This is a genomic window from Labrys sp. (in: a-proteobacteria) (assembly GCF_047605565.1).
GTDB lineage: Bacteria > Pseudomonadota > Alphaproteobacteria > Rhizobiales > Labraceae > Labrys > Labrys neptuniae.
In genome coordinates this window covers 51,200-74,334 of the sequence record NZ_JASGFM010000017.1, presented here as the reverse complement: position 1 = coordinate 74,334, position 23,135 = coordinate 51,200, and the positions used below count along the sequence as shown (strand labels likewise).

At 63.6% G+C, this 23,135-nt stretch carries 21 protein-coding genes and 1 pseudogene; 11 read left to right on the top strand and 11 right to left on the bottom strand.

The genetic code is table 11. The features are described 5' to 3' along the window. Positions 1–129 precede the first annotated feature (129 nt). On the top strand, positions 130–375 hold the full coding sequence (locus QM672_RS16645; protein ID WP_415083870.1) for a DUF1127 domain-containing protein: 246 nt from the start codon (positions 130–132) through the stop codon (positions 373–375). A 92-nt stretch (positions 376–467) separates the two neighbouring features. Further along, the gene (locus QM672_RS16640; protein ID WP_311944383.1) at positions 468–1,118 is read left to right on the top strand and encodes a TIGR02466 family protein; all 651 of its coding nucleotides are present in this window, start codon (positions 468–470) and stop codon (positions 1,116–1,118) included. Between the two features lie 12 nt (positions 1,119–1,130). Here QM672_RS16640 and QM672_RS16635 read toward each other — a convergent pair whose 3' ends face one another. Next, positions 1,131–1,883: an SDR family NAD(P)-dependent oxidoreductase gene (locus tag QM672_RS16635; RefSeq protein ID WP_311944382.1), complete on the bottom strand. Its 753-nt coding sequence runs from the start codon at positions 1,881–1,883 to the stop codon at positions 1,131–1,133. 102 nt (positions 1,884–1,985) lie between these two features. After that, entirely contained in the window at positions 1,986–2,633 is a 648-nt protein-coding gene (locus QM672_RS16630; protein ID WP_415083867.1) for a YiiX/YebB-like N1pC/P60 family cysteine hydrolase, read from the bottom strand. Positions 2,634–2,845: 212 nt separating this feature from the next. Between QM672_RS16630 and QM672_RS16625 the strand changes: the two genes are divergently transcribed. Further along, positions 2,846–3,907: a calcium:proton antiporter gene (locus QM672_RS16625; RefSeq protein ID WP_415083865.1), complete on the top strand. Its 1,062-nt coding sequence runs from the start codon at positions 2,846–2,848 to the stop codon at positions 3,905–3,907. Between the two features lie 137 nt (positions 3,908–4,044). Here the strand turns inward: QM672_RS16625 and QM672_RS16620 are convergent, their stop codons facing one another. Beyond that, positions 4,045–5,619, bottom strand: a complete 1,575-nt coding sequence (locus tag QM672_RS16620) for an ABC transporter substrate-binding protein (RefSeq protein WP_311944379.1) — start codon at positions 5,617–5,619, stop codon at positions 4,045–4,047. A 429-nt stretch (positions 5,620–6,048) separates the two neighbouring features. On the opposite strand from QM672_RS16620, the gene QM672_RS16615 reads away from it, so the two are divergent. Beyond that, complete coding sequence (locus QM672_RS16615) at positions 6,049–6,600, top strand: AAA family ATPase (protein ID WP_311944378.1); 552 nt, start codon at positions 6,049–6,051, stop codon at positions 6,598–6,600. Between the two features lie 141 nt (positions 6,601–6,741). Further along, positions 6,742–7,989: an MFS transporter gene (locus QM672_RS16610; protein ID WP_311944377.1), complete on the top strand. Its 1,248-nt coding sequence runs from the start codon at positions 6,742–6,744 to the stop codon at positions 7,987–7,989. Between the two features lie 33 nt (positions 7,990–8,022). On the opposite strand, the gene QM672_RS16605 is transcribed toward QM672_RS16610, so the two are convergent. Further along, the gene (locus tag QM672_RS16605; RefSeq protein ID WP_311944376.1) at positions 8,023–8,439 is read right to left on the bottom strand and encodes a hypothetical protein; all 417 of its coding nucleotides are present in this window, start codon (positions 8,437–8,439) and stop codon (positions 8,023–8,025) included. A gap of 252 nt (positions 8,440–8,691) precedes the next feature. Then, on the bottom strand, positions 8,692–9,615 hold the full coding sequence (dapA, locus tag QM672_RS16600; RefSeq protein WP_415083862.1) for a 4-hydroxy-tetrahydrodipicolinate synthase: 924 nt from the start codon (positions 9,613–9,615) through the stop codon (positions 8,692–8,694). A gap of 317 nt (positions 9,616–9,932) precedes the next feature. Here dapA and QM672_RS16595 point away from each other — a divergent pair, with 317 nt between their 5' ends. Both QM672_RS16595 and QM672_RS16590 read left to right on the top strand, forming a co-directional pair. After that, positions 9,933–10,847: a metallophosphoesterase gene (locus QM672_RS16595; protein ID WP_415083948.1), complete on the top strand. Its 915-nt coding sequence runs from the start codon at positions 9,933–9,935 to the stop codon at positions 10,845–10,847. 185 nt (positions 10,848–11,032) lie between these two features. Further along, positions 11,033–11,884, top strand: a complete 852-nt coding sequence (locus QM672_RS16590; protein WP_415083860.1) for an EamA family transporter — start codon at positions 11,033–11,035, stop codon at positions 11,882–11,884. 14 nt (positions 11,885–11,898) lie between these two features. On the opposite strand, the gene QM672_RS16585 is transcribed toward QM672_RS16590, so the two are convergent. The 4 genes from QM672_RS16585 to QM672_RS16570 all read right to left on the bottom strand — a co-directional run bounded on the left by QM672_RS16585 (position 11,899) and on the right by QM672_RS16570 (position 16,422). Continuing rightward, a complete protein-coding gene (locus QM672_RS16585) occupies positions 11,899–12,387 on the bottom strand; it encodes a DUF2059 domain-containing protein (protein WP_311944372.1) in 489 nt (162 codons plus the stop codon). 128 nt (positions 12,388–12,515) lie between these two features. Next, positions 12,516–13,436: a substrate-binding domain-containing protein gene (locus QM672_RS16580; protein WP_311944405.1), complete on the bottom strand. Its 921-nt coding sequence runs from the start codon at positions 13,434–13,436 to the stop codon at positions 12,516–12,518. Between the two features lie 47 nt (positions 13,437–13,483). Next, positions 13,484–14,776, bottom strand: a complete 1,293-nt coding sequence (locus QM672_RS16575) for an ABC transporter permease (protein WP_415083857.1) — start codon at positions 14,774–14,776, stop codon at positions 13,484–13,486. Further along, positions 14,773–16,422, bottom strand: a complete 1,650-nt coding sequence (locus QM672_RS16570; protein ID WP_415083855.1) for a sugar ABC transporter ATP-binding protein — start codon at positions 16,420–16,422, stop codon at positions 14,773–14,775. Before QM672_RS16570 ends, QM672_RS16575 begins: the two co-directional genes overlap by 4 nt. 224 nt (positions 16,423–16,646) lie before the next feature. Here QM672_RS16570 and QM672_RS16565 point away from each other — a divergent pair, with 224 nt between their 5' ends. After that, the gene (locus QM672_RS16565) at positions 16,647–17,558 is read left to right on the top strand and encodes a GntR family transcriptional regulator (RefSeq protein ID WP_415083853.1); all 912 of its coding nucleotides are present in this window, start codon (positions 16,647–16,649) and stop codon (positions 17,556–17,558) included. 244 nt (positions 17,559–17,802) lie between these two features. On the opposite strand, the gene tuf is transcribed toward QM672_RS16565, so the two are convergent. Next, positions 17,803–19,008: an elongation factor Tu gene (gene tuf, locus QM672_RS16560; protein ID WP_415083851.1), complete on the bottom strand. Its 1,206-nt coding sequence runs from the start codon at positions 19,006–19,008 to the stop codon at positions 17,803–17,805. 380 nt (positions 19,009–19,388) lie between these two features. Here tuf and QM672_RS16555 point away from each other — a divergent pair, with 380 nt between their 5' ends. Next, entirely contained in the window at positions 19,389–19,637 is a 249-nt protein-coding gene (locus tag QM672_RS16555) for a type II toxin-antitoxin system VapB family antitoxin (RefSeq protein ID WP_415083848.1), read from the top strand. Beyond that, positions 19,634–19,946: pseudogene (locus tag QM672_RS16550) on the top strand (type II toxin-antitoxin system VapC family toxin). Before QM672_RS16555 ends, QM672_RS16550 begins: the two are co-directional and overlap by 4 nt. A gap of 127 nt (positions 19,947–20,073) precedes the next feature. Here QM672_RS16550 and QM672_RS16545 read toward each other — a convergent pair. Beyond that, positions 20,074–21,894 carry a DEAD/DEAH box helicase gene (locus QM672_RS16545; protein WP_367623323.1) on the bottom strand — a complete coding sequence of 607 codons (1,821 nt, stop codon included), beginning with the start codon at positions 21,892–21,894 and terminating at the stop codon, positions 20,074–20,076. Positions 21,895–22,219: 325 nt separating this feature from the next. Here QM672_RS16545 and QM672_RS16540 point away from each other — a divergent pair, with 325 nt between their 5' ends. After that, the gene (locus QM672_RS16540) at positions 22,220–23,029 is read left to right on the top strand and encodes a hypothetical protein (RefSeq protein ID WP_367623322.1); all 810 of its coding nucleotides are present in this window, start codon (positions 22,220–22,222) and stop codon (positions 23,027–23,029) included. The last annotated feature ends 106 nt before the right edge of the window (positions 23,030–23,135 follow it).

The following is a 23,135-nucleotide window of genomic DNA, read 5'->3' as shown; positions in this document are numbered from 1 at the left end:
TCTATAGCCCATTTGGAAGTTTTGAGAACTATTTGGAAGAGCTTAAGTACGGCGCCGTTCATATCTTGCAGAATCCAGCCTCAATCAGATCGGGGACCCTGTTGGACCTCGAACTTTATGGAGGTTGCCATGAACGATTTTCCCGCCCTTGGGTCGACCTGCCGCCATCAGGCTTGGTCGAGAGGAGATGAAACATCGCGCCGGCTCTACTGCCTGGCGATGCTGCCAAGAATGATCACGATCTGGCGCGAGCGGATCTATTTTCGCAGGGACCTTGAGGCAATGGCAAAAGCCAATCCTCACTTGATCGACGATATCGGCATGAAGAAGTGGCAGGTCGAGGCGGAGATCGCCAAGCCCTTCTGGCAGCGATAGGGGAAGGGTTTCGGCATTGCCCACGGGCCTCACCGCAGGTCGTCGGGCTTGCGAGCCTTCGCTGCCGAAGCCGAGACGAAGCGACAAGCGGCTTGACAGGCGAGGCTTGGCTCGGCCACTTCCTCGCCATGGCCGAGATCAAGACCCTTTTCGTTACCAAGCTCTACCGTGCCGAACTCGACGAGGCGCAGGCGCCGCTCGCCGAGATCGACGCGACCTGCCGCTCCCTTGCCGAGGATGACGAGGCCGGGCAGGCCTGGTGCCACAAGCATGGCTATCCCGGCTATACCTCCTACGCATCGCTGAACGACCTGCCCTGGCGCTTTCCGGCCATCAAGAAGCTGGTGAAGGTGCTCGACGGCCATGTTGCCGCCTTTGCCAAGGAGCTCGAGTTCGATCTCGGCCGTGACAAGCTCAAGCTCGACGACATCTGGGTGAATGTGCTGCCGGAAGGCGGTGTGCACACCTCGCATATCCATCCGCGCTCGGTGATATCAGGCACTTATTACGTGGCCACGCCCAAGGGCTCCAGCGCGCTCAAGCTGGAGGATCCGCGGCTCGGCCTGATGATGGCGGCGCCCCCGCGCAAGGCCAAGGCCGCCCAGGAACAACGGCCCTTCGTCTATGAGGCGCCTCAGGCCGGCACGGTGCTGCTGTGGGAGAGCTGGCTGCGCCACGAGGTGCCGATCAACCAGGCGGACGAGGAGCGAATCAGCGTCAGCTTCAACTATCGCTGGCGCTGAAGCGACAGTCGCTCAATAGGTGGCACGGCCACCCGAAGCATCGAAGACCGCGCCGGTGGCGAAGGAGCATTCCTCGCTGGCGAGCCAGGCGATCATGGCGGTGACTTCGTCAACCTTGCCGAAGCGGCCCATTGGGATCTTGGACAGCATGTAGTCGATATGGGCCTGCGCCACCTGCTTGAGGATGGGCGTGTCGATCGTGGCCGGTGCGATGACGTTGGCAGTGACGCCGCTTTTGGCGAGTTCCTTGCCGAGGGCCTTGGTGAAGCCGATCACGGCGGCCTTCGAGGCCGAGTAGGCGGAGGCGGTGGGGTTGCCTTCCTTGCCGGCGATCGAGGCCAGGTTGACGATGCGGCCATAGCCGCGCTTCTTCATCATCGCCGCGATGAAGCGGTTGGCATAGAACAACCCGTTCACATTGATCTCGAAGATGCGCTTCCATTCCTCGATCGGATAGTCGATCACCGGCGCATTGCGCCCGGCGACGCCGGCCGAGCAGATCAGGGCGTCGATCTGGCCGAGATGGCGTTCGGAGGTCTTGGCGGCGGTCTCGACGGCCTCCGGATTGGTGACGTCGACCACCAGGCCGAAGGTGCCGGGGCCGATCTGCGCCTTCGCGGCATCGATGCGCGTGGCGTCGACGTCCCAGATCATGATCCGGCCACCTTCGGCGGCGATGCGCCGGGCGCTGGCGAGGCCGATGCCGGAAGCCCCGCCGGTGATGACGGCGCTACGGCCTTTGAAACGATCGGCGAAGAGGGCCATGGCAGCGCTTTCTCCCGATGGTGACGACGGCTTTTATGACATCCTATTGCAGCGCAGCCGTCGGGCAAGCCGGAAATGCGGTGATTTCCAGCCTTGGGGGCTCTAGAGATCACCGCCGACACGGTCGACCCGGTTATCATGGGCGATGCTGACAGGTGTGACGATCCCCTGGTCCTGGATGCGGGTCCAGCAGGCTGCGGCATCACCCGCCGTGCCCTTGCAATCGGGATGGCTGGCCCAGCGCTGAGCGAACAGCGCCTTCACGGTGGGGTTTCGCACCGACAGGTCACCGAAACGGTCGATTCGTCCGAGGGAAATCCCAACGCTCCTGAAAGCCTCATAGGGCAGCTCGCTGCAGTAGATGGCGCTGGGATCGAGGCGGAAATAGAGATCGTAAGGTCGGCCGAGATAGGTCCGTGCCGCCGTGATGACGGCATCCGCCTTGGCTTGATCGAGCCCGCGTACTCGATAGATGGCGAAGCGGCGTTGCGTGCCGCGGGCCAGGAAGGTCTTGAGCGGTGTTTGCCGTACGATATCGGCTGCCTCGATCACCATTGGTCCGGCGGGCGTGAGGGAGACGATGCCCATATGCGTGTAGGTGCTGCCCGAGGCCAGGCGGATCGCCTCGCTTTGGGGGCTCTTCGATTGCTGGAAGACGAGGTCGCCCTGGCGCAGGCGCGGTAGGTTCTCCGCCTGGGCCTGGGCTGCCATCAGCGCAAGCGCGATCGTAAAAAGGATAGTTGCGCGCATGGACCCTCCGGCATTGCGAGCATGAAGGGTAGGGCAGGGGAACATTGCCTGTCGAGCCGGTGTGGCATGGAAAATCCGTGCATGGCTCCATTGCTTCCGGGCGAATGGCGACGGCTCTTCAATCTGGGGAGCCTGTTCTTCGGGGCAAGATTGACCTTCCCTTGCGTCTTCGCGCCGGGCTATGAAACCTGCACGGCTCCGCGGGAGGTTCCATGCTGTCGAAACGTGATTTCGTGACGCTCGCCATCGCAGGCGGGGCATCGGCTGCCACGGGTATTGCCAGCCGGACCGGCTCTTCCCAAATCCTCGTCTTCGTCATCGGTGCCGTGGCTCTTGCCGGGCTGGCCTCGCTGATCGGCGAGGCCACCGATCATCTCGGGCGCTATCTCAGCCCGGCCGCCACCGGCATCGTGCAATCGGCGGTCGGCAACCTGCCAGAACTCTGCGTATGTATCTTCGCGTTGCGGGCCGGCTTGATCGAGGTGGTGCAGGCGTCTCTGATCGGCTCGATCCTCGGCAACAGCCTCTTGGTGCTCGGTATCGCCTTCATCGCCGGCAGTGCCCGCCACAAGGTACTGGTCTTCGATGCGGCCGGGCCACGCATGATCGCGGCGCTGCTGCTGCTGGCGGTTTCCGCGCTGATGCTCCCGACGCTCGCTTCGGTGATGCATCTGCCTGCTGGCGCCCATGAGGACAAGCTGGCCCTGGTCTGCGCCGGCGTCCTGCTCCTGGTCTTCCTGGTTTCCGTCAGGGTCATGCTGGGCGGCAGCGAACGCACCGTGCCAGCCGAGGCGCATGGCCAGCAGGAGGGCGGCTGGCCACTCTGGCTGTCACTGGCGATCCTGGCGATCGCCGGCGTTGCCGCCTTGTTCGTATCCGACTGGTTCGTCGAAGCGCTGAACCCGGCCATCGAGACGCTCGGCATATCGCAGGCCTTTGCCGGCCTCGTCATCGTGGCGATCGTCGGCAATGCGGTGGAGAATGTCGTGGGCATCCAATTCGCCCTGCGCAACCAGGCCGAACTCGCCATCAGCGTGATCCTGAACTCCTCGCTGCAGGTAGCGCTCGCCCTGATCCCGGTGCTGGTCTTCGTCAGCTATGCCATAGGCGGGACGCCCTTCACCCTGGTGATCCCGCCGATGCTGGCCGTGGCCCTGATGCTGTCGGCCATCATCGGCGTGGTCGTCACCGCGGATGGCCGGGCCGACATGGCGGACGGTGCCGCGCTCGTCGGCCTCTACGTCATCATCGCCGCCATTTTCTGGTGGGGCTAGAGTAAAGTGCGATTTCTCTGAATCGCACTTTCTCTCTAACTCTTTGTTTTGGCGCGTTTTATTAATCGAAAAGTCTATCAACTTTTCTGAAAAACGCTCTAGGGCGCTGACCGGCGCCCTAGCTGGGGCGTTCGAACTCAGGCGAACCAGGCCTTTTCGGCGATGCGCTGGTCGCACATGTCGTAGCGCGGATGGGGCGCCGTCCCCATCACCTTCTTGGCATAGCCGTCGAGATAATCGCTGACGGCAAAGCAGATCATGCCGCCATCGTCGTGGATCATCTTCTGCGCCTCGAAATACATCTCCTTGCGCTTGGCCTCGTCTTCCTCCACCCGTGCGGCGAGGACAAGCTTGTCGAAATCAGGCCGCTTCCAATGGGTGTCGTTCCAGGCCGCATCCGAGAGATAGGTCTGCGAGAGCTGCAGGTCGATGGCGGGACGGTCGCCCCAATAGACCGCGCAGAAGGGATCCTTGAGCCAGATGTTCGACCAGTAGCCGTCGGCGGAGACGCGGGTGACGGTGAGCTCGATACCGGCCTGTTTCATCGATTCCTGGTAGAGCAGCGCCGCGTCGGTGGCGCCGCTATAGGCGCCCTCGGAGACCTTGACCTCCAGCTTGGGGCTGCCCGCCTTCTTGTAATGGAAGGCCGCCTTCTCCGGGTCGTAGAGCGTCTGTGCCAGGTCCTTGGCGAAATACTTGTTCATCGGGCTGATGGTGGTGTCGTTGCCGACGGTGGCATAGCCCTGATAGACGGTGTCGACGATCTTCTTGCGGTCGATGCCATATTTGAGCGCCCAGCGCAGATCGACATTCGAATAGGGATCGGCGTCGCACAGCGCCACGAAGGCATAGCGGTTGCCGGTGCCCTTGGTCTGCACCACGCTTACATCGGGCGAGGATGTCACCAGATCCATGGTCTTGGGGTCGAGACGGTTGATGGCGTCGACCTGGCCGGCGATCAGCGCTTGCAGGCGCGAGGAGGAATCGCCGATATATTGCAGCTCGACCGAGTCGAAATTGCCGCAGCCCGGCTTCCAGTAATTGCCGGTGTTCTTGGTCACCACACGCACACCCGGCTCGAAGGTCTCCAGCTTGTAGGCGCCGGTGCCGTCCGGCTTGGAAAAATCGGTGAAGCCGTTGGGCACGCCGAGAATGTGATAATCGGTCAGGTTGTAGGGCAGGTTCAGATTGCCGCCGTTCAGGCTGATCTGGATCTGGGTCGGGGACAGCTTCTTGATCTCGGTGATGCCCGACAGAAGGTCCTTGGCCGCCGATTTGGTGTCGCCGCGATGCAGGTTGATCGAATAGATGATGTCATCGGCATCGAGCGTCTTGCCGGAATGGAAGGTGACGCCCTTGCGGACGTTGAAGATCCATTCCTTGGCGCCGGGCTTGGCTTCCCAGCTCTCCAGGAGCTCGCCGACGGCATTGCCGTTATTGTCGATCTCGATCAGGCCGTTCCAGATCTGATAGCCGTAGTTGAGCGGGATGGAATCGGCGAAGGAGCGCGGATCGAGGGTGTCCGAAGCCGAACCGCCCTCCATGCCGATGCGCAGCGTGCCACCCTTCTTGGGTGCCTCCGCGGCCAGGGCTGGCCCTCCGAGAACGCCGGTCAGGCCATAGCCGAGGCCGAGTGCGGCGGCTCCCTTCATCAGCTCGCGGCGATCCACGATCAAGCCCTGTGCTCCCGACTTGCCGATCCTGTCTGTCATGCCTGACTGTCCCCCGTGATGTTGCGGAAGGAGCGGCCACGAGCGGCCATACCCCCTCTCGATCGCCATGGTGTTGCCTCGGACGCGGAGCAAATGACCTGCAACCGACGCTCTCTGCAGGAGAGGCGACGGTTTGTGTGATTTCGTGGGCCCTTTGACGGGCGAGAAGCTGGCTCGGCAGCGAGGGGTTTTGATTGGAGCCTTATCAGGGTAGACTTGCCCGGCGAGTCGCGAGGCAGGCCAGATTCCTGGAAGCTGCGGCCCCAAATCGGCCTCCCGGGCAAGTGCCCGGTCGATGCGACCGGCTTCAAACCAGCTACCTTCTATCCTTCCATCGTCGGCGTGATCCGGCCTGTTCGCGCGGATGCACTCCGCACGCCCGCTGTCTTTCCCAAAGCACTGTCATTTCAAACAGGAGGAGATCGAGCCTTGCCTCAGATCGATCGTTTCGTCGTCGTTACCGGTGGTCCCGGATCCGGCAAGACCACCTTGATGTCGGCCCTGGCTGCCGAGGGGGTGCGTACCATGCCGGAGGCCGGCCGGGGTATCATCCAGGACCAGATCATCATCGGCGGCGATGCCCTGCCATGGGCCGACCGCGCTGTCTTTGCGAATCTGATGCTCGCCGCCGACATGCGTTCCTATCGCGAGGCGCAGGCATTCGAAGGGCTGGTGGTTTTCGATCGCGGCATCCCCGATGTGATCGGTTACCTTCACCTCTGCGGTTTGCCGGTGCCTGAGCCGGCTCGCAGGGCAGCTGCGCTTTGTCGCTACCGGCGGCAAGTCTTCATCGCCCCGCCCTGGCCGGCGATCTATGCCGGCGATGCCGAGCGCAAGCAGAGCCTCGAGGAAGCAGAGGCGACCCATGCCGCTATGGTCGATGTCTATACCCGCCTCGACTACGAACTGGTTCCACTGCCGCTCCTGCCTGTCGCCGAACGGGCAGCCTTCGTATTGCGCGTCCTGGAGCAGGGCACATGAGACGCCCGTTCAGAAGGTCAGCCATGCTCGGATCGATCTGGCAAAGCCGGGACGGAAGCTGCTATAGCCTGACCATTGCACGCCGTCCGGTCGGCGAAACAAGCATATTCAGGACAATATTCCGGAACGAGGAAACTCCCCGTGTCAGCTTTGCCCCGTGAGGCCGATCGGCCTGGCGACGTCGATTCCGCCTATTCCTGGTTGCGTCTGGTTCTCACTCTCATCCTTGGTACGGTGGCGTGTGTCGGCAACTGGTCGGTCGTGGTCGTATTGCCGACCTTGCAGGTGGAGTTCGATACGCTGCGGGGCGGGGCCTCCCTGCCCTATACCTGCACCATGCTGGGCTTTGCGGTCGGCGGGGTGGTGATGGGCCGCCTGGCTGATCGGGCCGGCATTGTCGTGCCGATCCTGATCGGGGCTGTGCTGCTCTGCGCCGGCTATGTGCTGGCAGCCTTCACTTCCAATATCTGGCAGTTCGCTGCCCTCTCGATTGTGATCGGCCTCGGTTCGGCTGCCGGTTTCGCGCCGCTGATCTCGGATCTTTCGCACTGGTTCCGCAAGCACCGGGCGCTGGCGGTGACCTTTGCCGCGTCGGGCAGCTATCTTGCCGGCGCCGTCTGGCCGCTGGTTATCGAGCACTTCCAGTCCGATTATGGCTGGCGTGCCACCCATATCGGCATCGGCCTGTTCGCACCGGTTGCAATGGTGCCGCTCGCTTTGGCGCTGACCCGACGGCCCGCAACCACCACCTATGCGGCCGCTGAGGCCGCGACGGAGGCCGCGCGCGGAGAACTCGGTCTTTCGGCGAATGCCCTGCAGGCGATCCTGGTGGTGGCTGGCTTTGCCTGCTGCATGGCGATGTCGATGCCGCAGGTCCACATCGTCGCCTATTGCGGGGATCTCGGTTACGGCGTGGCCATCGGGACTCAGATCATCGCCCTGATGCTGGGGCTGGGCGTGGTCAGCCGCCTTGCTTCCGGCGTGGTCGCCGATCGCATCGGCGCCGGGCCGATGCTGCTGATCGGCTCGGCCATGCAGGGGGCGGCGCTACTGCTCTATCTTTTCTTCAACAGCCTTTCCTCGCTCTGGGTCATTTCGGGCCTGTTCGGTCTGTTCCAGGGTGGCATCGTGCCGATGTATGCCGTGATCATCCGCCAGTTCCTGCCGCCGCGCGAGGCGGGGGCCCGCATCAGCCTGGTACTGATGGCGACCGTGCTCGGCATGGCGTGCGGTGGGCTCGCCTCGGGCTTCATCTATGACGCCACCCAGTCCTACCGGCTCGCCTTCCTGCACGGTTTCCTGTGGAATGTGGTCAATCTCGTCCTGGTTGGCTGGTTGCTGATCTGGCCGAAATGGCGCCAGCGCAGCAGGGCGGCACTGGTGAGCTGAAGGTCGGCTTGCGGCTTGATCCCGCCGGGCCCGTCAATCGTTCACGGCGATGTCAATCAGGAGGAAGCCCGCTGGCGTCCTGGTGAAGACAAAGATCTGCTCGCCGCAACCAACGGAATAGGAGTCGTTGCCGTCGCCATCGCGATCATAAACGGGCTTTTCGCGTTGCAGGCAGGCCCGGGTCTTTGCGGTGAAATCGGGCCGGTAGATCTTGGCGCGGAACTGCGCGGCATCGGCGATGGCGCTGTCATTCTGAAATGGCAGTTTCGCCAGGCCGGCGACGGCCGCTGCGTCATTGGCCTTCAGCGCAGCCCGAAACCTGGTGATGAAGCTGCTGAATTCCTTCTGCACGGCGGCGGATGCAGCCGTGCTCTTGGGAGCCTGGGCGAAGGCCGGGATGATGGACATCAGGGCGGCTGCCAGCACGATGCACGATGCCAGTTTCATCATCCTGTCCCCCTCCATCGTCCGCAATGAAACCTACACCCGCGCCGCGACCCGTCAATCCCGCGCGCAGCCTCCTGGCTGTGGAGTGGGCTCAGTGCAATGCATGTCATTTGAGAGTTTTCGATTTCGCAGGACCCTGTCGTTGCCGGGCTTGACCCGGCAATCCAGTCCCTTCGCGCGGCTTCAGGATAGCCGGGTCAAGCCCGGCTATGGCAGATCGGGGTGTCTTCCCTTCAAGGGGGATTGCGTCGAGGGCTAAGCCGCCGACTTCATCCGGTCGATCACGCCGTCGAGGCGGACGGCGAGCGCGGCGCTCACCGGCGTCATCGGCAGCCGCAATTCGCCGCTGTCGATCAGACCGGTGCGCCAGAGCCAATACTTGATCGCAGCCGGATTGGGTTCGGCAAAGAGCAGCGGCACGAGATCGGCAAGGGAGCGCCAAGCGGCGCCGGCGGCTGGCTCGTCGCCCCGGGCAAAGGCATCGCGGATGGCGATGAAGCTCGCGGTCTGGACATGGGCGGAGGCGAGGATTGCACCGTCAGCGCCGGCCGTCAGGGCGGCGTGGTAGAAGGCATCCTCGCCGGTCAGCACGGAAAAGCCTGGAGGCCGACGCCGGATCAATTCGGCCGATTGGGCCGGATCGCCACAGCAGTCCTTCGCCCCGACGATATTGGCCCGTTCGGCGAGCTGCAGCATTGCTTCGTTGCCGATGTTTACGCCGGTGCGATAGGGAATGTTGTAGATCAGGATGGGGTGCCGGCTACTGTCCGCCAGCACGCGAAAATGGGCGATCAGCCCGGCCTGGGAGGGTCTGCTGTAATAGGGGCAGGCAATCAGATGGCCTGCGATCGTCCAGTCCGCCAGGCGGTGAAGCCGCTTGGCGAGCTTGCGCGTATTGCTGCCGGAAAGGCCGAGATAGAGCGGCAGTCGGTAGCCTTGCCGGGCAAGCTCGTCGGCGCTGACCTCGACCAGCCGCTGGGTTTCATCCTCGTCCAGGGTCAGGCTCTCGCCTGTCGTCCCGGCGAGAACGAGGCCATCCAGCCCGAGCGTGCCGTAATGGCGAATGAGACGCCGCAGCGAGGTCTCGTCGAGCGCGCCGTCGCGGAAGGGCGTGATCAGGGGCAGCCACAGGCCCTGCGGGGAAACCTGCGAACGGTTGGCAGAAGAGGGGATTTCCATGGATCATCTCCGATGTGCCGGAGACGGCAGCAAAAAAGAACCCCGTCGAACCGGCGGGGTACATTTTCGATCTTGGTTCGCTGCTTATGGCGCGCGCGACGATCACCTACCCCCGATGAGGAGGTGCTGTTTGGAGACGGCAAGAGTGATGCGCAAAATAGCCATACGCTATCCTGCCGTGGGCAACCCTTCCCTGTCAAGCCGCCATCATGGCACACTTCGGAGAGAATGGGCGGTGCGCGCTCCAGCAACGAGACGGGATCGGATGGGCAATCGCCTCTATCTCGACATGAACAAGGAAAATCAATCGTTTGACGATGAATTATGATGTGATCGGTGACATTCATGGCCATGCCGATGCGCTGCACAGGCTGCTGGCGAGGCTCGATTATCGCGAACGGGACGGCGCCTATCGGCATGCTTCGCGCAAGGTGATCTTCCTGGGGGATTTCATCGATCGCGGGCCGGAACAGGTCGAGGTTCTCAGCGTCGTCCGTGCCATGGCGAGAGCGGGCACGGCCCGGGCGATCATGGGCAACCACGAGTTCAATGCACTTGGCTGGGCAACGCCGAACGGCACCGGCGGCTTCCTGCGGCCCCACACCGAAAAGAACGAAAAGCAGCATGCCGCCTTTCTGGCGCAGATCGGGGAGAGATCGCCGGCCCACTGCGAGGCGCTGGCCTGGTTTGCCTCCCTGCCGGTGTGGCTTGATCTCGGCGGATTGCGGATGGTGCATGCGTGCTGGCATGCCGCCTCGCAAGCCTGCCTCGTAGCGACCTGCCTCGACGCAGCCGGGTGCTTTCACGAGAAGGGCCTGCGCAAGGCCTATCGCGGCGGCACGCCGGAACATCTCGCGGCCGATGTCCTGCTCAAGGGACCGGAAGTGCGACTGCCCGTCGGGCACTCTTTCCGCGACAAGGACGGTCACACCAGGCACGAGGCTCGCCTGCGCTGGTGGGATCGGGAGGCCAAGACTTTCCGGCTCGCGGCCCTGGGGCTGGACGGTCGGAGGAGCGAATTGCCGGATGATCCCGTTCCCCACGACTATCACTATCAAGAGGCCGTGCCCGTGATGTTCGGCCATTACTGGCTGTCGGGCAGGCCGCAATTGTTGTCGCCTACCGCATCCTGTCTTGATTTCAGCGTCGCCAAGGGCGGTGTGCTGACCGCCTATCGCTGGTCTGGCGAATCCATTCTCTCCAACGACAATCTGGTCTGGGTGGCGGCCTGAAAGGCGCACGCGAAACGTCGCACCCTGCGAAGCGACTTTGACATCGAACTGTCATAATGAGAAGGAGGGCACTGAAAGCGCTGGTGAAATTCGTCCCGCGTTTTTGTCTGTCCCTCTATCGTGTGCCACCCGCCAGCGGCACTGCCGCCGCCGGTGGGTGTCCGTCGTTTCGAAGTCCGCCCCCCATGGAATTGCAACTCCCCGTCTTCCTGGCCGTGCTCACTGCGGCGGCCCTGCATGCCGGGTGGAATGCGCTGGTCAAGATCAAGCTCGATCCCTTCCTGGCGATGACGCTGATTGCGGTGTCCTGCGGCATCATTGCCCTGCCGGCCCTGGCGATCACGGGGCTGCCCAACAAGGGAGCCTGGGTCTGGGTGGCACTGTCGACCGCCCTGCATCTGGCTTATTACCTGTTCCTGGCTGAGGCCTATCGGCGGGCTGACATGAGCCAGGTCTATCCGATCGCGCGGGGGGCGGCACCGCTGGCCACCACCGCGATTTCCTTGGCTTTCATCCATGATCCCATGACCTGGGGCAACGTCGCAGGCATTGCCGTGCTGGGGCTCGGGGTCCTGCTGATCTCGCTGAAGGGGCAGCGCGGTTCGCTGGTCCCGAGCCGAACAGCCGTGATCTACGCCCTGCTCACCGCCGTCACCATCTCGCTCTACACCATCGTGGACGGTATCGGTGCTCGCGCCGCGGGAAGCCCGAATTCCTATGCCGCTGCCCTGTTCGCGCTCGACGCCTACCCGATGCTGGTGATCTGCCTGTGGCGCAAGGGCTGGGCCGGCGTGCGACCAGCCTTGAAATTCCTGGTGCCGGGCTTTGCCGGCGGGGCGATGTCGCTCGCCGCCTACTGGATCGTGATCTGGGCGATGACGGTGGCGCCCATCGCCCTGGTTGCCGCCACGCGCGAGACCAGCGTGTTGTTCGGAGGCCTGATCGCCATGGTCTTCCTGAAGGAACCCCTCACGCCGGTGCGCGGCCTCTCGGCCTTGCTCATCCTGGGCGGACTGGTGCTGATGCGGCTGGGATGATCCTGCTGCTGCCTTTACGGCGTCGCCGACTTGTTGCCGGCTCTTTCCTTCAGATATTCGCCCATCACCTCGCTGCCGACCTGCTGCCCCCACCGCATCCCGACGGTCGCCATGAATTGAGCGATGACCGGCTGTTTCTCGACCATCTTCTGTCCGGTCGGCGATTTATAAAAGGCGATGAGATTGGCGAGGTCTTCCTCGCTGAATTCACGCGCATAGACTTGCGCTGCCAGGTCGACGAACTTGTCGAGATCCTTGTCCAGCCGCTCCGCGAAGCGCTTGGAAAATTCGACCGCAGTCTTCTCATCGGCGCCTTGCCGCATGAGCATGGGCTTCATCTGTGACAGAAAAGTCGGGAAGAGCTTGCGCATGTTGTCGGTCGTACGCGCCAGAACGATGATCTCCTTGGCTTGAGCCAGCCGCCCGGCGTCGTCGGCGTGAAGGCTGTTCACGCCGATAAAGGCGAATGCGAGGCCGAGACAGGCCGTACGGAGGCGCAGCATGCGAACTCTCTGGGTGTGGGACATGAGGTAGGGGCGAGATTGAGTAAAATCTCGCCCTTACCTTTCGTCAAGAGAGCTGTTTCCCAGAGCGTCGGAGGAGGGAGCCTGCCGGCCGTCTCCTTTAAAAATCACAGCAATCCGTTCGCCTTCAAAATGGCGTCGGCATTGTCCTTGGTGATGGTCTGGGTATCCAGCACCAGCTTTTTCTCGACCGTCCCGCCGCCCAGCACCTTCAGAGCCTGGCGCAGGCCCTCGGCGCCGGGTGTGGGATAGACGAAGGTTGCCGCAAGCACGCCGTCATGGACGTATTTGACACCTTCATTGGGCAGGGCGTCGACACCGACGAACAGGATGTTCTTTTCCCGGCCGGCATCCTTGGCAGCAAGATAGGCGCCATAGGCCATGGGGTCGTTGTGGCCATAGACCAGGTTGATGTCCTCGAAATTGCGTAGGGCCGTCGACATAACCTCATAGGCCTTGGCCTGTTTCCAGTCGGCCGATTGCTGGTTGAGGAGATGCTTGATGCCACTCTCCTTGTCCGCCTTCTCGTGATAGCCATTGGAGCGGTCGTGGCTCGCCTGGGTGCCGAGGCCGCCCCAGATCTCGACGACATTGCCCTTGGCCTTGCCGGCCCCGCCCAGGGTCTTGACCACGAAGTCACCGACGGCACGGCCGATCACCACATTGTCGCCGCCGATCCACTGGGTGTATTTCTCGGAATTGACGTTGCGGTCGAGCACGAAGACCGGGATCTTGGCGTCCATCGCCTTTTCGACAACCGCAGTCAGGCCGGCCGATTCCTTCGGGCTGATCAGGATGGCGTCGACTTCCTGGGTGATGAAGCTCTCGGTGTCCGACACCTGCTTTTCGGTCTTGTCCTCGGCATCGGCCATCAGCAGGTTGACGTTGGGATGCTTCTCGGCCTCCGCCTTCAGGTCCTTGTTGAACTGGACGCGCCAGGGCTCGAGCGTCGTCGCTTGCGAAAAGCCGATCGTATATTTCTTGTCGTCGGCAAGGGCGCGCGGCGTCCAGCCCAACGGGATCAGCATGGCGCCGCCGCCGGCGAGCGCGGCATGGATGAAGTTCCGGCGATTGATCATGGGGTTTCCTCCAGCTTGTTATAGGTCTTCTCATCCTGTGCCTCGGCTTGCGGGCTCGTCTTGAGCGACGCGAAGATCTGGCCAAGATTGCGTTCCTGCAGCAGCACGGTGAGGATGATGATCAGCCCCTTCATCACCAACTGGACGTTGGTGGAGATGTTGTGAAGCTGCAGGATGTTGGTGAGCAGGCCGAAGATGAGCACGCCGACCAGCGTGCCGGCGAGACTCCCGCGCCCGCCCATCAGGCTGGTGCCGCCGATCACCACGGCGGCGATGGCGTCGAGTTCGAGGCCGACGCCGGCGTCGGGCTTGCCCTGGCGGTATTGCGCCACATAGAGCACGCCGGCGATGCAGGCGAGCATGCCCGAGAAGGCATAGGTCGCGATCTTCACCGGGGTGACGGCAATGCCGGACAGGCGTGTCGCCTCCTCATTGCCGCCGATGGCATAGACATAGCGGCCGAAGGCGGTGAACTTCAGCACCACCATGAAGAGGGCGAGGGCGGCCAGGAAGAACAGGCCGGGCACGGGCAGCACGCCCCAGAGCACGGCGCGCAGGAGATCGATGTCGGTGGTGGCGTTGGTGCCGGAATAGACGGCGACCACGGCACTGTCCTGGCCGGCGACCAGGCGGGCGAGGCCGAGCATGGTGACCATCATCGCCAAGGTGACGATGAAGGGCTGCAGGCGGCCGCTGACGATGATCGCCCCATTGAGCGCGCCGACTGCGAGTCCGACGCAGGACACCGCAATCAGCACGCCGGGCATGCCGAACTGGCTGCCGGCCTGGGAGGCGAGCCAGAGCGTCAGGAGTCCCGCGACGACGATGCCCGCGACGAGAGGCAGCCAGATGGCCGAAAGCGCCGATCGCCGCCGGTCGTGACGGATCAATGTCGCCGTTGCCACGGATCTGCCCATGCCGAGCTGGCCGGAGACGAAGGAAACGATCAGGGCGACGCCGACCATTGCGACCAGGAAGGTGACAGGCAGGGCGATGCCCGCTGCCACGGTGAGACCCGGCTGGGTGAGCAGCAGCGCCGCCAGCACGGTGCCCAGGGCCAGGATCGAGCCGACGGACAGGTCGATGCCGCCGATCAGGATCACCATGGTCATGCCGACGGCGACAAGGCCGGTGATCGAGACCTGGCGCAGTACGTCGGAGAGATTGCCGGAGGTCAGGAAGATGTTCCGCCCCTTGGAGGTGACCGGCGAAAAGGCGACACCGATCGCAAAGAGGGCGGCGAGGCCCCAATACAGCTTGGTCCGCGACAGAAGTCTCAGAAAGGTCATTGACGGCTCATGGAGGAAGGCGAGGGGCGCGGAATATCGGGGGGCGGGTCTTCGGACCCGCCTGCAAGCAAGTCGCCGGCCGGAGACTGCGAACGGGAGCTTCCAGACCGCCGCGGCGAAGCGAGGGTCATGATCGCTTCCTCGCTGGCCTCCCCGCGTTCGAGGATGCCGGCCTGGCGCCCTTCCTGCATGACCAGCACGCGATCGGAGAGCAGCAGCAATTCGGGCAGTTCGGAGCTGACGACGAGGATGGCCATGCCCTGTCCGGCAAGGCGGAAGATCAGATCGTAGATTTCCTTCTTCGCGCCGATGTCGATGCCGCGCGTCGGCTCGTCGAGCAGCAGGATGCGCGGGCCGATGGCGAGCCATTTGCCGATCACCACCTTCTGCTGATTGCCGCCGGAGAGTTCGGCTACGACCTGTTCGTCCGAGCGGCAGCGCACGGAGAGGCTGGCGATCGCCTCGCGGGCAAGCCGGGTTTCCAGGCCGTCGTCGCGCAGGCCGAAGCGCCGCTGCAAGGGCTGGGAAGGCAGGGAGACATTGTCACGGATGGCCGATTGCAGGAGGAGCCCGGTCGCCTTGCGGTCTTCCGTCACCAAAGCGAGGCCGTGCCGGATGGCCTGGCGCGGGCTGTCGATCCGGGCTTCGACGCCGTCGACGACGATCCGGCCCTCACGGCGTCCCATGGTGGCCCCGAAAATCGTTTCCAGAATCTCGGTGCGGCCGGAGCCGAGCAGGCCGGCAATGCCGAGGATCTCGCCGCGATGCAGGTTGAAGGACACGTCGCGCAGCACGCGTTTCCAACCGCCGCGCGTCTGGGGAAGGCTGAGGCCGAGACCTTGCACGGCAAGGGCTTCGGCAGAGCGATCAGGCGTGTGGGGCGGCGTCGCGAGGCTGAGATCGCGGCCGACCATGCTGGCGATGATGCGCTCGGGCGTCAGCTCCGCCATGGCAGCCGTCAGCACGCGCCGCCCGTCACGCATTACCGTGACGCGATCGGCGAGCAGGGAAACTTCATCCATGCGGTGGCTGATATAGACGATGGCCACGCCCGAGGCGGCGAGCTTGCGGATGATGCCGAACAGGCGCTCGCATTCGCTCGGCGACAGGGCCGAGGTCGGCTCATCCATGATCAGGACCCGCGCCTCCAGCGAAAGCGCCTTGGCGATCTCGACCAGTTGCTGCTCGCCGACCCGCAGCGACCCGACCCGCGCTTCGGGATCGAGGGCGACGCCGAAGCCGGTGAGCAGGTTGGCGGCGGCGCGGGCAAGGGCACGGCGGTCGACGAACAGCCCGGCGATACGGGGTTCGCGGCCGAGGAAGATGTTCTCGGCCACGCTCATCTCGGGAATGAGGTTGAGCTCCTGGTGGATGATGGCGACGCCGGCAGCCTGGGCATCCCGTACCGAGGCGAAACGCAGGCCGCGGCCACGGCTGAAAAGGTTGCCGTCGAACTCGGTCAAGATGCCGCTGACGATCTTCATCAAGGTGGACTTGCCGGCACCGTTCTCGCCGACGAGCGCGTGCACCTCTCCGGCCGCGATCGAGAAGTCGACGTCGTGCAGGACGGGGACGCCTGCGAACCGTTTGGAGATGCCGCGCGCTTCCAGTGCGGCATCACTCGGTTCGAGCCGGGTGGCGAGCATTGTGCGTTTCCTCGACACTCTTGTGACCAAAGTGTCTTTTATTTATAGAGAACACTAACATGTGCTGCTGGGGGCGGCAAGGGCACAAAGCGTCGCGTTCATATTGGCCCGGTCACTTCAGCACCGCTTGATTGTGCAGCGATGAATCGCGTCTAAGCGGGCCACGCAGAGACGACCAGACGTCGAGCGAAAACGAAATGCGACTGCAATCTTGAGGAACGGCGATGCCGCGCCCGCGCAATGTCTCGATGAAGGCCACCAATCTGGCCCTCGACATCATGGCGAAGCTGCAGCCCGGCGCGCTGCTGCCGCCGGAGGCGGTGCTGGCGCGCGAAATCGGCGTGAGCCGTACGGCGATGCGTTCGGCCCTCGAAGGCCTGGAACAAGCGGGGCTGGTCCGGCGCGACGGCCGGCGCACCTTGCTGCACCGACTGCCGTTGGCCTCGGATTATTTCGGCGTGGCCGAAACCGAGAGCCGTTCGGATCTGGTGGAACGGCGCTTCCTCGAAATGGCTGTCGCCGGGGATCTGATGCCTGGACGCAATTTCTCGGAGGCTGAACTCGCACGGACTTTCGGCGCCAGTACGGTGAGCGTGCGCGAATTCTTGATCGGTTTTTCACGCTACGGCCTGGTCGAGAAGGCGCCGCGCGGAGGCTGGCGGCTCTGCGCCTTCGATGCCCCCTTCGCCCGTGAGCTTGCGGCAACGCGGCGCACTTTCGAGATCGAGGCGATCCGCCTCTTCACGCAGCGGAGCAGTGACGATCCGGTATGGCGGGAGATTGGCCGGCTGATCGAGACGCATGAGGCCATGAGCCGGGGAGGGGACGAGGTCATCCGCCAGTTTCCGCAACTCGACCGTCGCTTTCACCGCTTCCTGGTAGACCAGCTCAACAATCGCTTCGTGACAAGCTTCTACGATGTCGTCTCCTTCGTCTTTCACTACCACTATCAATGGCGCAAGGATGACGAGATCGAGCGGTATCGCACGGCGCTGGCGGAGCATCTGGGCATTCTGCGGGCCCTGAAAGCCGGGATCATCGAAGACGCGCAGATGCGGCTCGAAGAGCATCTGCAAACCTCGGTGCGTACCCTGCTGGAGTCGGCGATCGGAGCGGGCCAGGAGCGGGCCGGATGAGGCGCGACCAGCCTTCTCCCCTTGCGGGAGAAGGTGGTGCGAAGCACCGGATGAGGGGAGAAACACTGCCTTGCGGGCTTTTTGCCAACACCCCTCATCCGACCTCGTTGCACTCGGCCACCCGAGGCACTTCAAAAGGAAGTGCCAGGTCCCGCAAGGGGAGAAGGCTGGTCGCGCTCTGTCCTGAAAGTCCAAGTCCACGTTGAATGCGGAGGGCAGTTGCCCGCCCTCCGCCGTGCTGCCCTTAGTCGAGCAGCCGGTTGATCACGCCGGCCCCCACCGTGCGGTTGCCCTCGCGGATGGCGAAGCGCGTATTGGCTTCGAGCGCGATGGCTTGGTTGAGGGCGATGGTGAGTACGACGGTATCGCCGGGCATCACCATCTCGACGTCCGGCGGGAGTTCGATGCCGCCGGTGACGTTGGCCGTGCGGAAGAAGAACTGCGGCCGGTAATGGCCGAAGAAAGGCGTATGACGCCCGCCTTCCTCCTTGCTGAGGACGTGGACCTCTGCCTCGAAGCGGGCATGCGGCTCCACCGTACCGGGCTTGGCCAGGACCTGGCCGCGCCGGACTTCCTTGAGCTCGACGCCGCGCAGCAGGCAGCCGACATTCTCTCCGGCAAGACCTTTGTCCAGAATCTTCTGGAAGGTCTCGATGGAGGTGACCACCGTCTTGCGACGGGCACCGAAGCCGACGAGCTCGACCTCGTCGCCGAGCCTGACCGCGCCGCGCGCGATCAGGCCTGTGATCACCGTGCCCCGGCCAGAGATGGTGCGCACGCTCTCGATCGGCATCAGGAAGGGTCGGTCCTCGGCGCGCTCGGGCAGCTCGATCGTGCTGTCCAGCGCCTCGAAGAGCCGGAGGATCGCCTCATCCGCCAGTTCGCCCTTGACCCCGTTCAGGGCCTGCAGGGCGGAACCGCGGATGAAGGGCACCTTGTCGCCCTCGTAGTTCTGCCGTGTCAGCAGCTCGCGGATCTCGAGCTCGACAAGGTCGATCAGTTCCGGATCCTCCACCGCATCGCACTTGTTGAGGAACACCACGATGCGGGGCACCCCAATCTGCCGCGCCAGCAGGATGTGCTCGCGCGTCTGCGGCATGGGGCCGTCCAGCGCGGACACCACGAGGATGGCGCCGTCCATCTGCGCCGCGCCGGTGATCATGTTCTTCACATAATCGGCATGGCCGGGGCAGTCGACATGGGCATAGTGGCGGTTCTCGGTCGAGAACTCGACATGCCCGGAGGCGATGGTGAGGATCTTCGAGGCATCGCGAGTGCCCTGGGCGGCAGAGGCGCGGGCCACGTCCTGATACGAGACGAAAGCTCCCCAGCCTCGGTCTGCCGAGACCTTGGTGAGCACCGCGGTCAGCGTCGTCTTGCCATGGTCGACGTGGCCGATGGTGCCCACATTGCAATGGGGCTTCAACCGGGTGAACTTTTCCTTGGTCATGCTACACCTGTGGTGCTTGCCGGCCCTCGCTTGGGAGATTGCACGGCTCAGGGCACCACGAGAGCCAAAAAAGTGCCCGGAACCGCTTTTGCGTCCGGGCTGGCTCGATCTCAGGTGATTTCGGTCCGGCCTAGGGCAAAGCGCGTGCGGCCGAGGAATCGATGTTCCTCGGGATCATCAGCGATATCGACGATGATTTCCGCATGGGTCCGGTGCCTTGTGGCGGGTAACGAATTGGGATGGGGCAAATAGGGGTTTGCGGAAGGAAAAGCAAGGGGGACTTTAAGAAGAACTCGATTGACGTGCTGACTTGCCGGCAATGGCCATCTCGATGGCAATTGCTCTTTTCCTATCTTGTGTCGAGGACGAGGAGCAGTGATGTGGCCGAATCTCAACTTTCAGTTAGAAGCGCCAAGGCACGAGACCTTGCTCATCGCCTCGCCCGGCGCGAGAGGCGTTCCATTGCCGACATCGTCGAACGGGCCCTCGAGGCCTATGAAATTCGGGAAGCGGGAAGGGAGCCGGCCGCCGCCTTCTATGCGCGTCTTACTTCTCAAGCGGGAAGCGAGATTGATTTGGAAGCCGCAATCAAAGAGTCCCGGCGGCCGCATTCGGGCATCGATCTTTGATTTTTCTCGACACCGATGTCGTCTCAGAAAGCCTTCGCAAAGCGCCGGACGAGGCCGTAATGGCGCGGCTCGTCCGCTTCGACAGCGACCTTGCTTTGCCGACCGAATTTTCGGCCTGACGGAGGAGGCGGTACTCACCTATGGCGACATCATGGCCGAGGCCTTGCGCCGGGGGGGGGGCGGCCGATGTCCGCCCCGGACGGCATGATTGCCGCGATTTCGCGCGTCAATGGCGGGCGACTGGCCACTCGAAATCGGGCCGATTTCGAAACGACCGGCCTCGATCTGATATCACCATGGGAGTTTTGAGCGGTCGCGCCCTATCTGTCTCGCCTTAGAGCGTTTTCCAGAAAAGTTGATAGACTTTTCGATTAATAAAACGCGTTAAAACAAAGAGTTAGAGAGAAAGTGCGATTCAACGAAATCGCACTTTGCTCTAGGCCCCACGACCGCGCCTTTTCCCGGGCTTTTCGTCCGACCAAGGCTTCTTTTCATCGGACCACGGCTTCTTCGGACCCTTGCGGTGCGGCTTAGGCTCGCGCGGCGCATCCTCGCCACCGCGGTCGCGATAGGGCTGGATGCGGATGTTTTCCTCGTCGGGCCGGCGGGCATTGGCGGCAAAGTGCTCAGCGGCTTCCTTGGCGATCTCCACCACGGTCTCATTGTCGAGGATCTTGATGTTGCCGATGTCGCGGCGCTTCACGCCGCCGCGGCGGCAGAGCATCGGCAGCAGCCATTTGGGATCGGCATTGTTGCGGCGTCCGATCGAGAGGCGGAACAGCACGGCATCGGGATCGGCCGGCACCTCCTCGCGCTCGAAGCGGCGCGGACGCTCGGAGCGCTCGGGACGGTCGTCGCGCTCGAAGCGGGAGGGGCGCTCGTCGCGGCCATAGCGGTCGTCGCGCTCGAAGCGCGAGGGCTTGCGATCGCGCCGCTCGAAGCGCTCGCCCGGGTCGCTGATCTCCTCGGGCTCGGGCAGGCGAGCGCGATAGACGCGGGCGAGCGCCGCGGCGATGTCCTCGGCACTGCGGTTTTCGAGCAGCAGCTTGGCGATGGCCAGGTCTTCCTCGCCGGGGGCTTCCGTCAGCAGCGGATCTTCCAGCATGCGCTGCTGGTCGAGCACGCGGATTTCATCGGCGGTCGGCGGCCCCATCCACTGAGCTTTCACGCCTGCCTGACTGAGCAGGATCTCCGCCTTGCGGCGGCGCGACATCGGCACCAGCAGGGCGCTGATGCCCTTGCGGCCGGCGCGGCCGGTGCGGCCAGAGCGGTGCTGCAGCTTCTCGGCGTCGGTGGGCAGGTCGGCATGGATGACCAGGCCGAGATTGGGCAGGTCTATGCCACGCGCCGCCACGTCTGTGGCGACGCAGATCTGGGCGTGGCCGTCGCGCAGGGCCTGCAGCGCCTGGTTGCGCTCATGCTGGCCGAGCTCACCCGAGAGCAGCACGGCCGAAAAGCCGCGTTCGCGCAGGGTGGCATGTAGATGGCGCACGGATTCGCGCGTATTGCAGAACACGATCGTGGTGGGGGAGGCGACGAGGCGGAGCAGGTTGACGACAGCATGCTCGGTTTCCTTGGGAGAAACGCGGATGGCGCGGTATTCGATGTCGGCATGGCCGCGCTCGGCGGTCTTCACCTCGATGCGCAACGCATCCTTCTGATAGGTGCGCGCGATGGCGACGATGCCCTTGGGCATGGTTGCCGAGAAGAGGAGGGTACGACGGTCGTCCGGGGTGGCTTTGAGGATGAACTCGAGATCCTCGCGGAAGCCCAGGTCGAGCATCTCGTCGGCCTCGTCGAGCACTACGGCACGCAGGGCTGAGAGATCGATGCCCTTGCGTTCGATGTGGTCGCGCAGGCGGCCGGGCGTGCCGACCACGATATGGGCACCGTCGGCGAGCAGGCGGCGCTCGCGGCGCGGGTCCATGCCGCCAACGCAGGAAACCACACGCCCACCAGCCTTCTGGTAGAGCCAGAGCAATTCACGCTCGACCTGTATGGCGAGCTCGCGGGTCGGCGCGATGATCAGGGCCAGGGGGGCATCGGCCTGTTCGAAGCGCTCGTCGTCGCCGAGCAGGTCGCGGGCGATAGCAAGGCCATAGGCCACCGTCTTGCCCGAGCCGGTCTGGGCTGAAACCAGCAGGTCGCGGTCGGCGGCATCATCGGCCAGCACGGCGGACTGAACCGGGGTGAGTTCTTCGAAATTGCGATCGGTCAGAGCCTGGCGCAGCGCCGGGTTCAGGGAAGGAAGTGTCACGGAATGAACCTGTCAGATGAGAAAACCGGTCATGTGAAATGCCGGGTCCGGGGGCGGCGCGCCCAAAAGACAAGTCCGCGCGCCAGCGTCCACTTCTGCAGGATTTCACTGATGCAGCAGCCCATACAGGAAAGCGCGGTCAATTGCGAGGCCGATCACGCGATGCTGCTGCGCGTTTGCAACATGGCGGCAGCGCCGTCGGGATTGGATCGTCGCCCACAACAATCCGGCTCGACCGCTCTTTGGCGCTCAAATCCACGTTGCCAAGCGGACAAGCCCTCATGCAAACATCGGGGAGGGGTGGCGGGAAAGGCAAGGCGAGCCGATGGATGGGTCTGCGACGGAGCGTGAACATTTTTCCCGCTATTACGCTCGCTATCTGGTCGCCAAACACGGCTACAGGCTGGGAGCCCTGCCACAATCGGAGGCGTTGTTGCAGCACTGCGACTATGTGCTGACCAGATCGGCCGGCAAACGCATCTCGATTGTCGGCATCGTCAATTGCGACAGTACCGAAGGCAAGACCTTCACCATGCCGGCGCAAGGTCTCGCAGGGCTCGCGCAGCAGGTCGCTGGTTCGCTGCCGGCAGCCGAAAAATTCGCAATCACGATCTACGAGATCGGCTCCCGCGCCATCGGACGAGCCGACAAGTTCCGTCTGTCGGGGCATGGGAGCCGTGGCAGGAAGTATGCCACCAAGGCGATCGCCGTCGACGTTTCGAAGCGCCGCGCCTGGCCCTTGCCTTTGTTCGGGCGTAGGTTCAGTCCGGCCGGGCAGATGGAGAAGCTGCTTCGCGCGCCGCGGTTGTCGGCCGCTGAATTGTCCAGGCCGGAACGGGCTGTCAAGTTGGGAAGGTTAATCTTCGTCTGGGTGCTGATGGCCCTGCTGCTGGCGGTTTTCATCGCTGAGCAGGTCTTCGCCGTCGGCAAGACCGGAAAACCGGCCGTGCCGACCGTCGAAACCCTTCAGATCCTGGGAGGCCTCAGCCATCGGCCGGTGATTGGAGATAAACAAAGGCGGCACCTGTTCACGGTACCGGCGCGGCATGCCGACATCACAAACATACCGCCTTCAACTGCCTGGCGCTCTTCCCAACATCTGCTGCGATCGAAAGCCGTTGGGGAGGTTGCGTGATACCTGGTGGCAGCCGGTCTTGGCCGGGCCGATCCTGTTGCAACGACTCCCATTCTTGTGCATCGCAACAATATTATTGACAAATCTGTCCGAAATAGTGTTTCTG

Excerpts from the sequence above, each read along its gene's own strand:
- QM672_RS16630 (WP_415083867.1), bottom strand. The coding sequence starts at position 2,633 with ATGCGCGCAACTATCCTTTTTACGATCGCGCTTGCGCTGATGGCAGCC.
- QM672_RS16635 (WP_311944382.1), bottom strand. The coding sequence starts at position 1,883 with ATGGCCCTCTTCGCCGATCGTTTCAAAGGCCGTAGCGCCGTCATCACC.
- QM672_RS16625 (WP_415083865.1), top strand. The coding sequence starts at position 2,846 with ATGCTGTCGAAACGTGATTTCGTGACGCTCGCCATCGCAGGCGGGGCA.
- QM672_RS16540 (WP_367623322.1), top strand. The coding sequence starts at position 22,220 with ATGGATGGGTCTGCGACGGAGCGTGAACATTTTTCCCGCTATTACGCT.
- QM672_RS16570 (WP_415083855.1), bottom strand. The coding sequence starts at position 16,422 with ATGCTCGCCACCCGGCTCGAACCGAGTGATGCCGCACTGGAAGCGCGC.
- QM672_RS16590 (WP_415083860.1), top strand. The coding sequence starts at position 11,033 with ATGGAATTGCAACTCCCCGTCTTCCTGGCCGTGCTCACTGCGGCGGCC.
- QM672_RS16605 (WP_311944376.1), bottom strand. The coding sequence starts at position 8,439 with ATGATGAAACTGGCATCGTGCATCGTGCTGGCAGCCGCCCTGATGTCC.
- QM672_RS16565 (WP_415083853.1), top strand. The coding sequence starts at position 16,647 with ATGCCGCGCCCGCGCAATGTCTCGATGAAGGCCACCAATCTGGCCCTC.
- QM672_RS16645 (WP_415083870.1), top strand. The coding sequence starts at position 130 with ATGAACGATTTTCCCGCCCTTGGGTCGACCTGCCGCCATCAGGCTTGG.
- QM672_RS16595 (WP_415083948.1), top strand. The coding sequence starts at position 9,933 with ATGAATTATGATGTGATCGGTGACATTCATGGCCATGCCGATGCGCTG.
- QM672_RS16575 (WP_415083857.1), bottom strand. The coding sequence starts at position 14,776 with ATGACCTTTCTGAGACTTCTGTCGCGGACCAAGCTGTATTGGGGCCTC.
- QM672_RS16620 (WP_311944379.1), bottom strand. The coding sequence starts at position 5,619 with ATGACAGACAGGATCGGCAAGTCGGGAGCACAGGGCTTGATCGTGGAT.
- QM672_RS16585 (WP_311944372.1), bottom strand. The coding sequence starts at position 12,387 with ATGCTGCGCCTCCGTACGGCCTGTCTCGGCCTCGCATTCGCCTTTATC.
- tuf (WP_415083851.1), bottom strand. The coding sequence starts at position 19,008 with ATGACCAAGGAAAAGTTCACCCGGTTGAAGCCCCATTGCAATGTGGGC.
- dapA (WP_415083862.1), bottom strand. The coding sequence starts at position 9,615 with ATGGAAATCCCCTCTTCTGCCAACCGTTCGCAGGTTTCCCCGCAGGGC.
- QM672_RS16580 (WP_311944405.1), bottom strand. The coding sequence starts at position 13,436 with ATGCTGATCCCGTTGGGCTGGACGCCGCGCGCCCTTGCCGACGACAAG.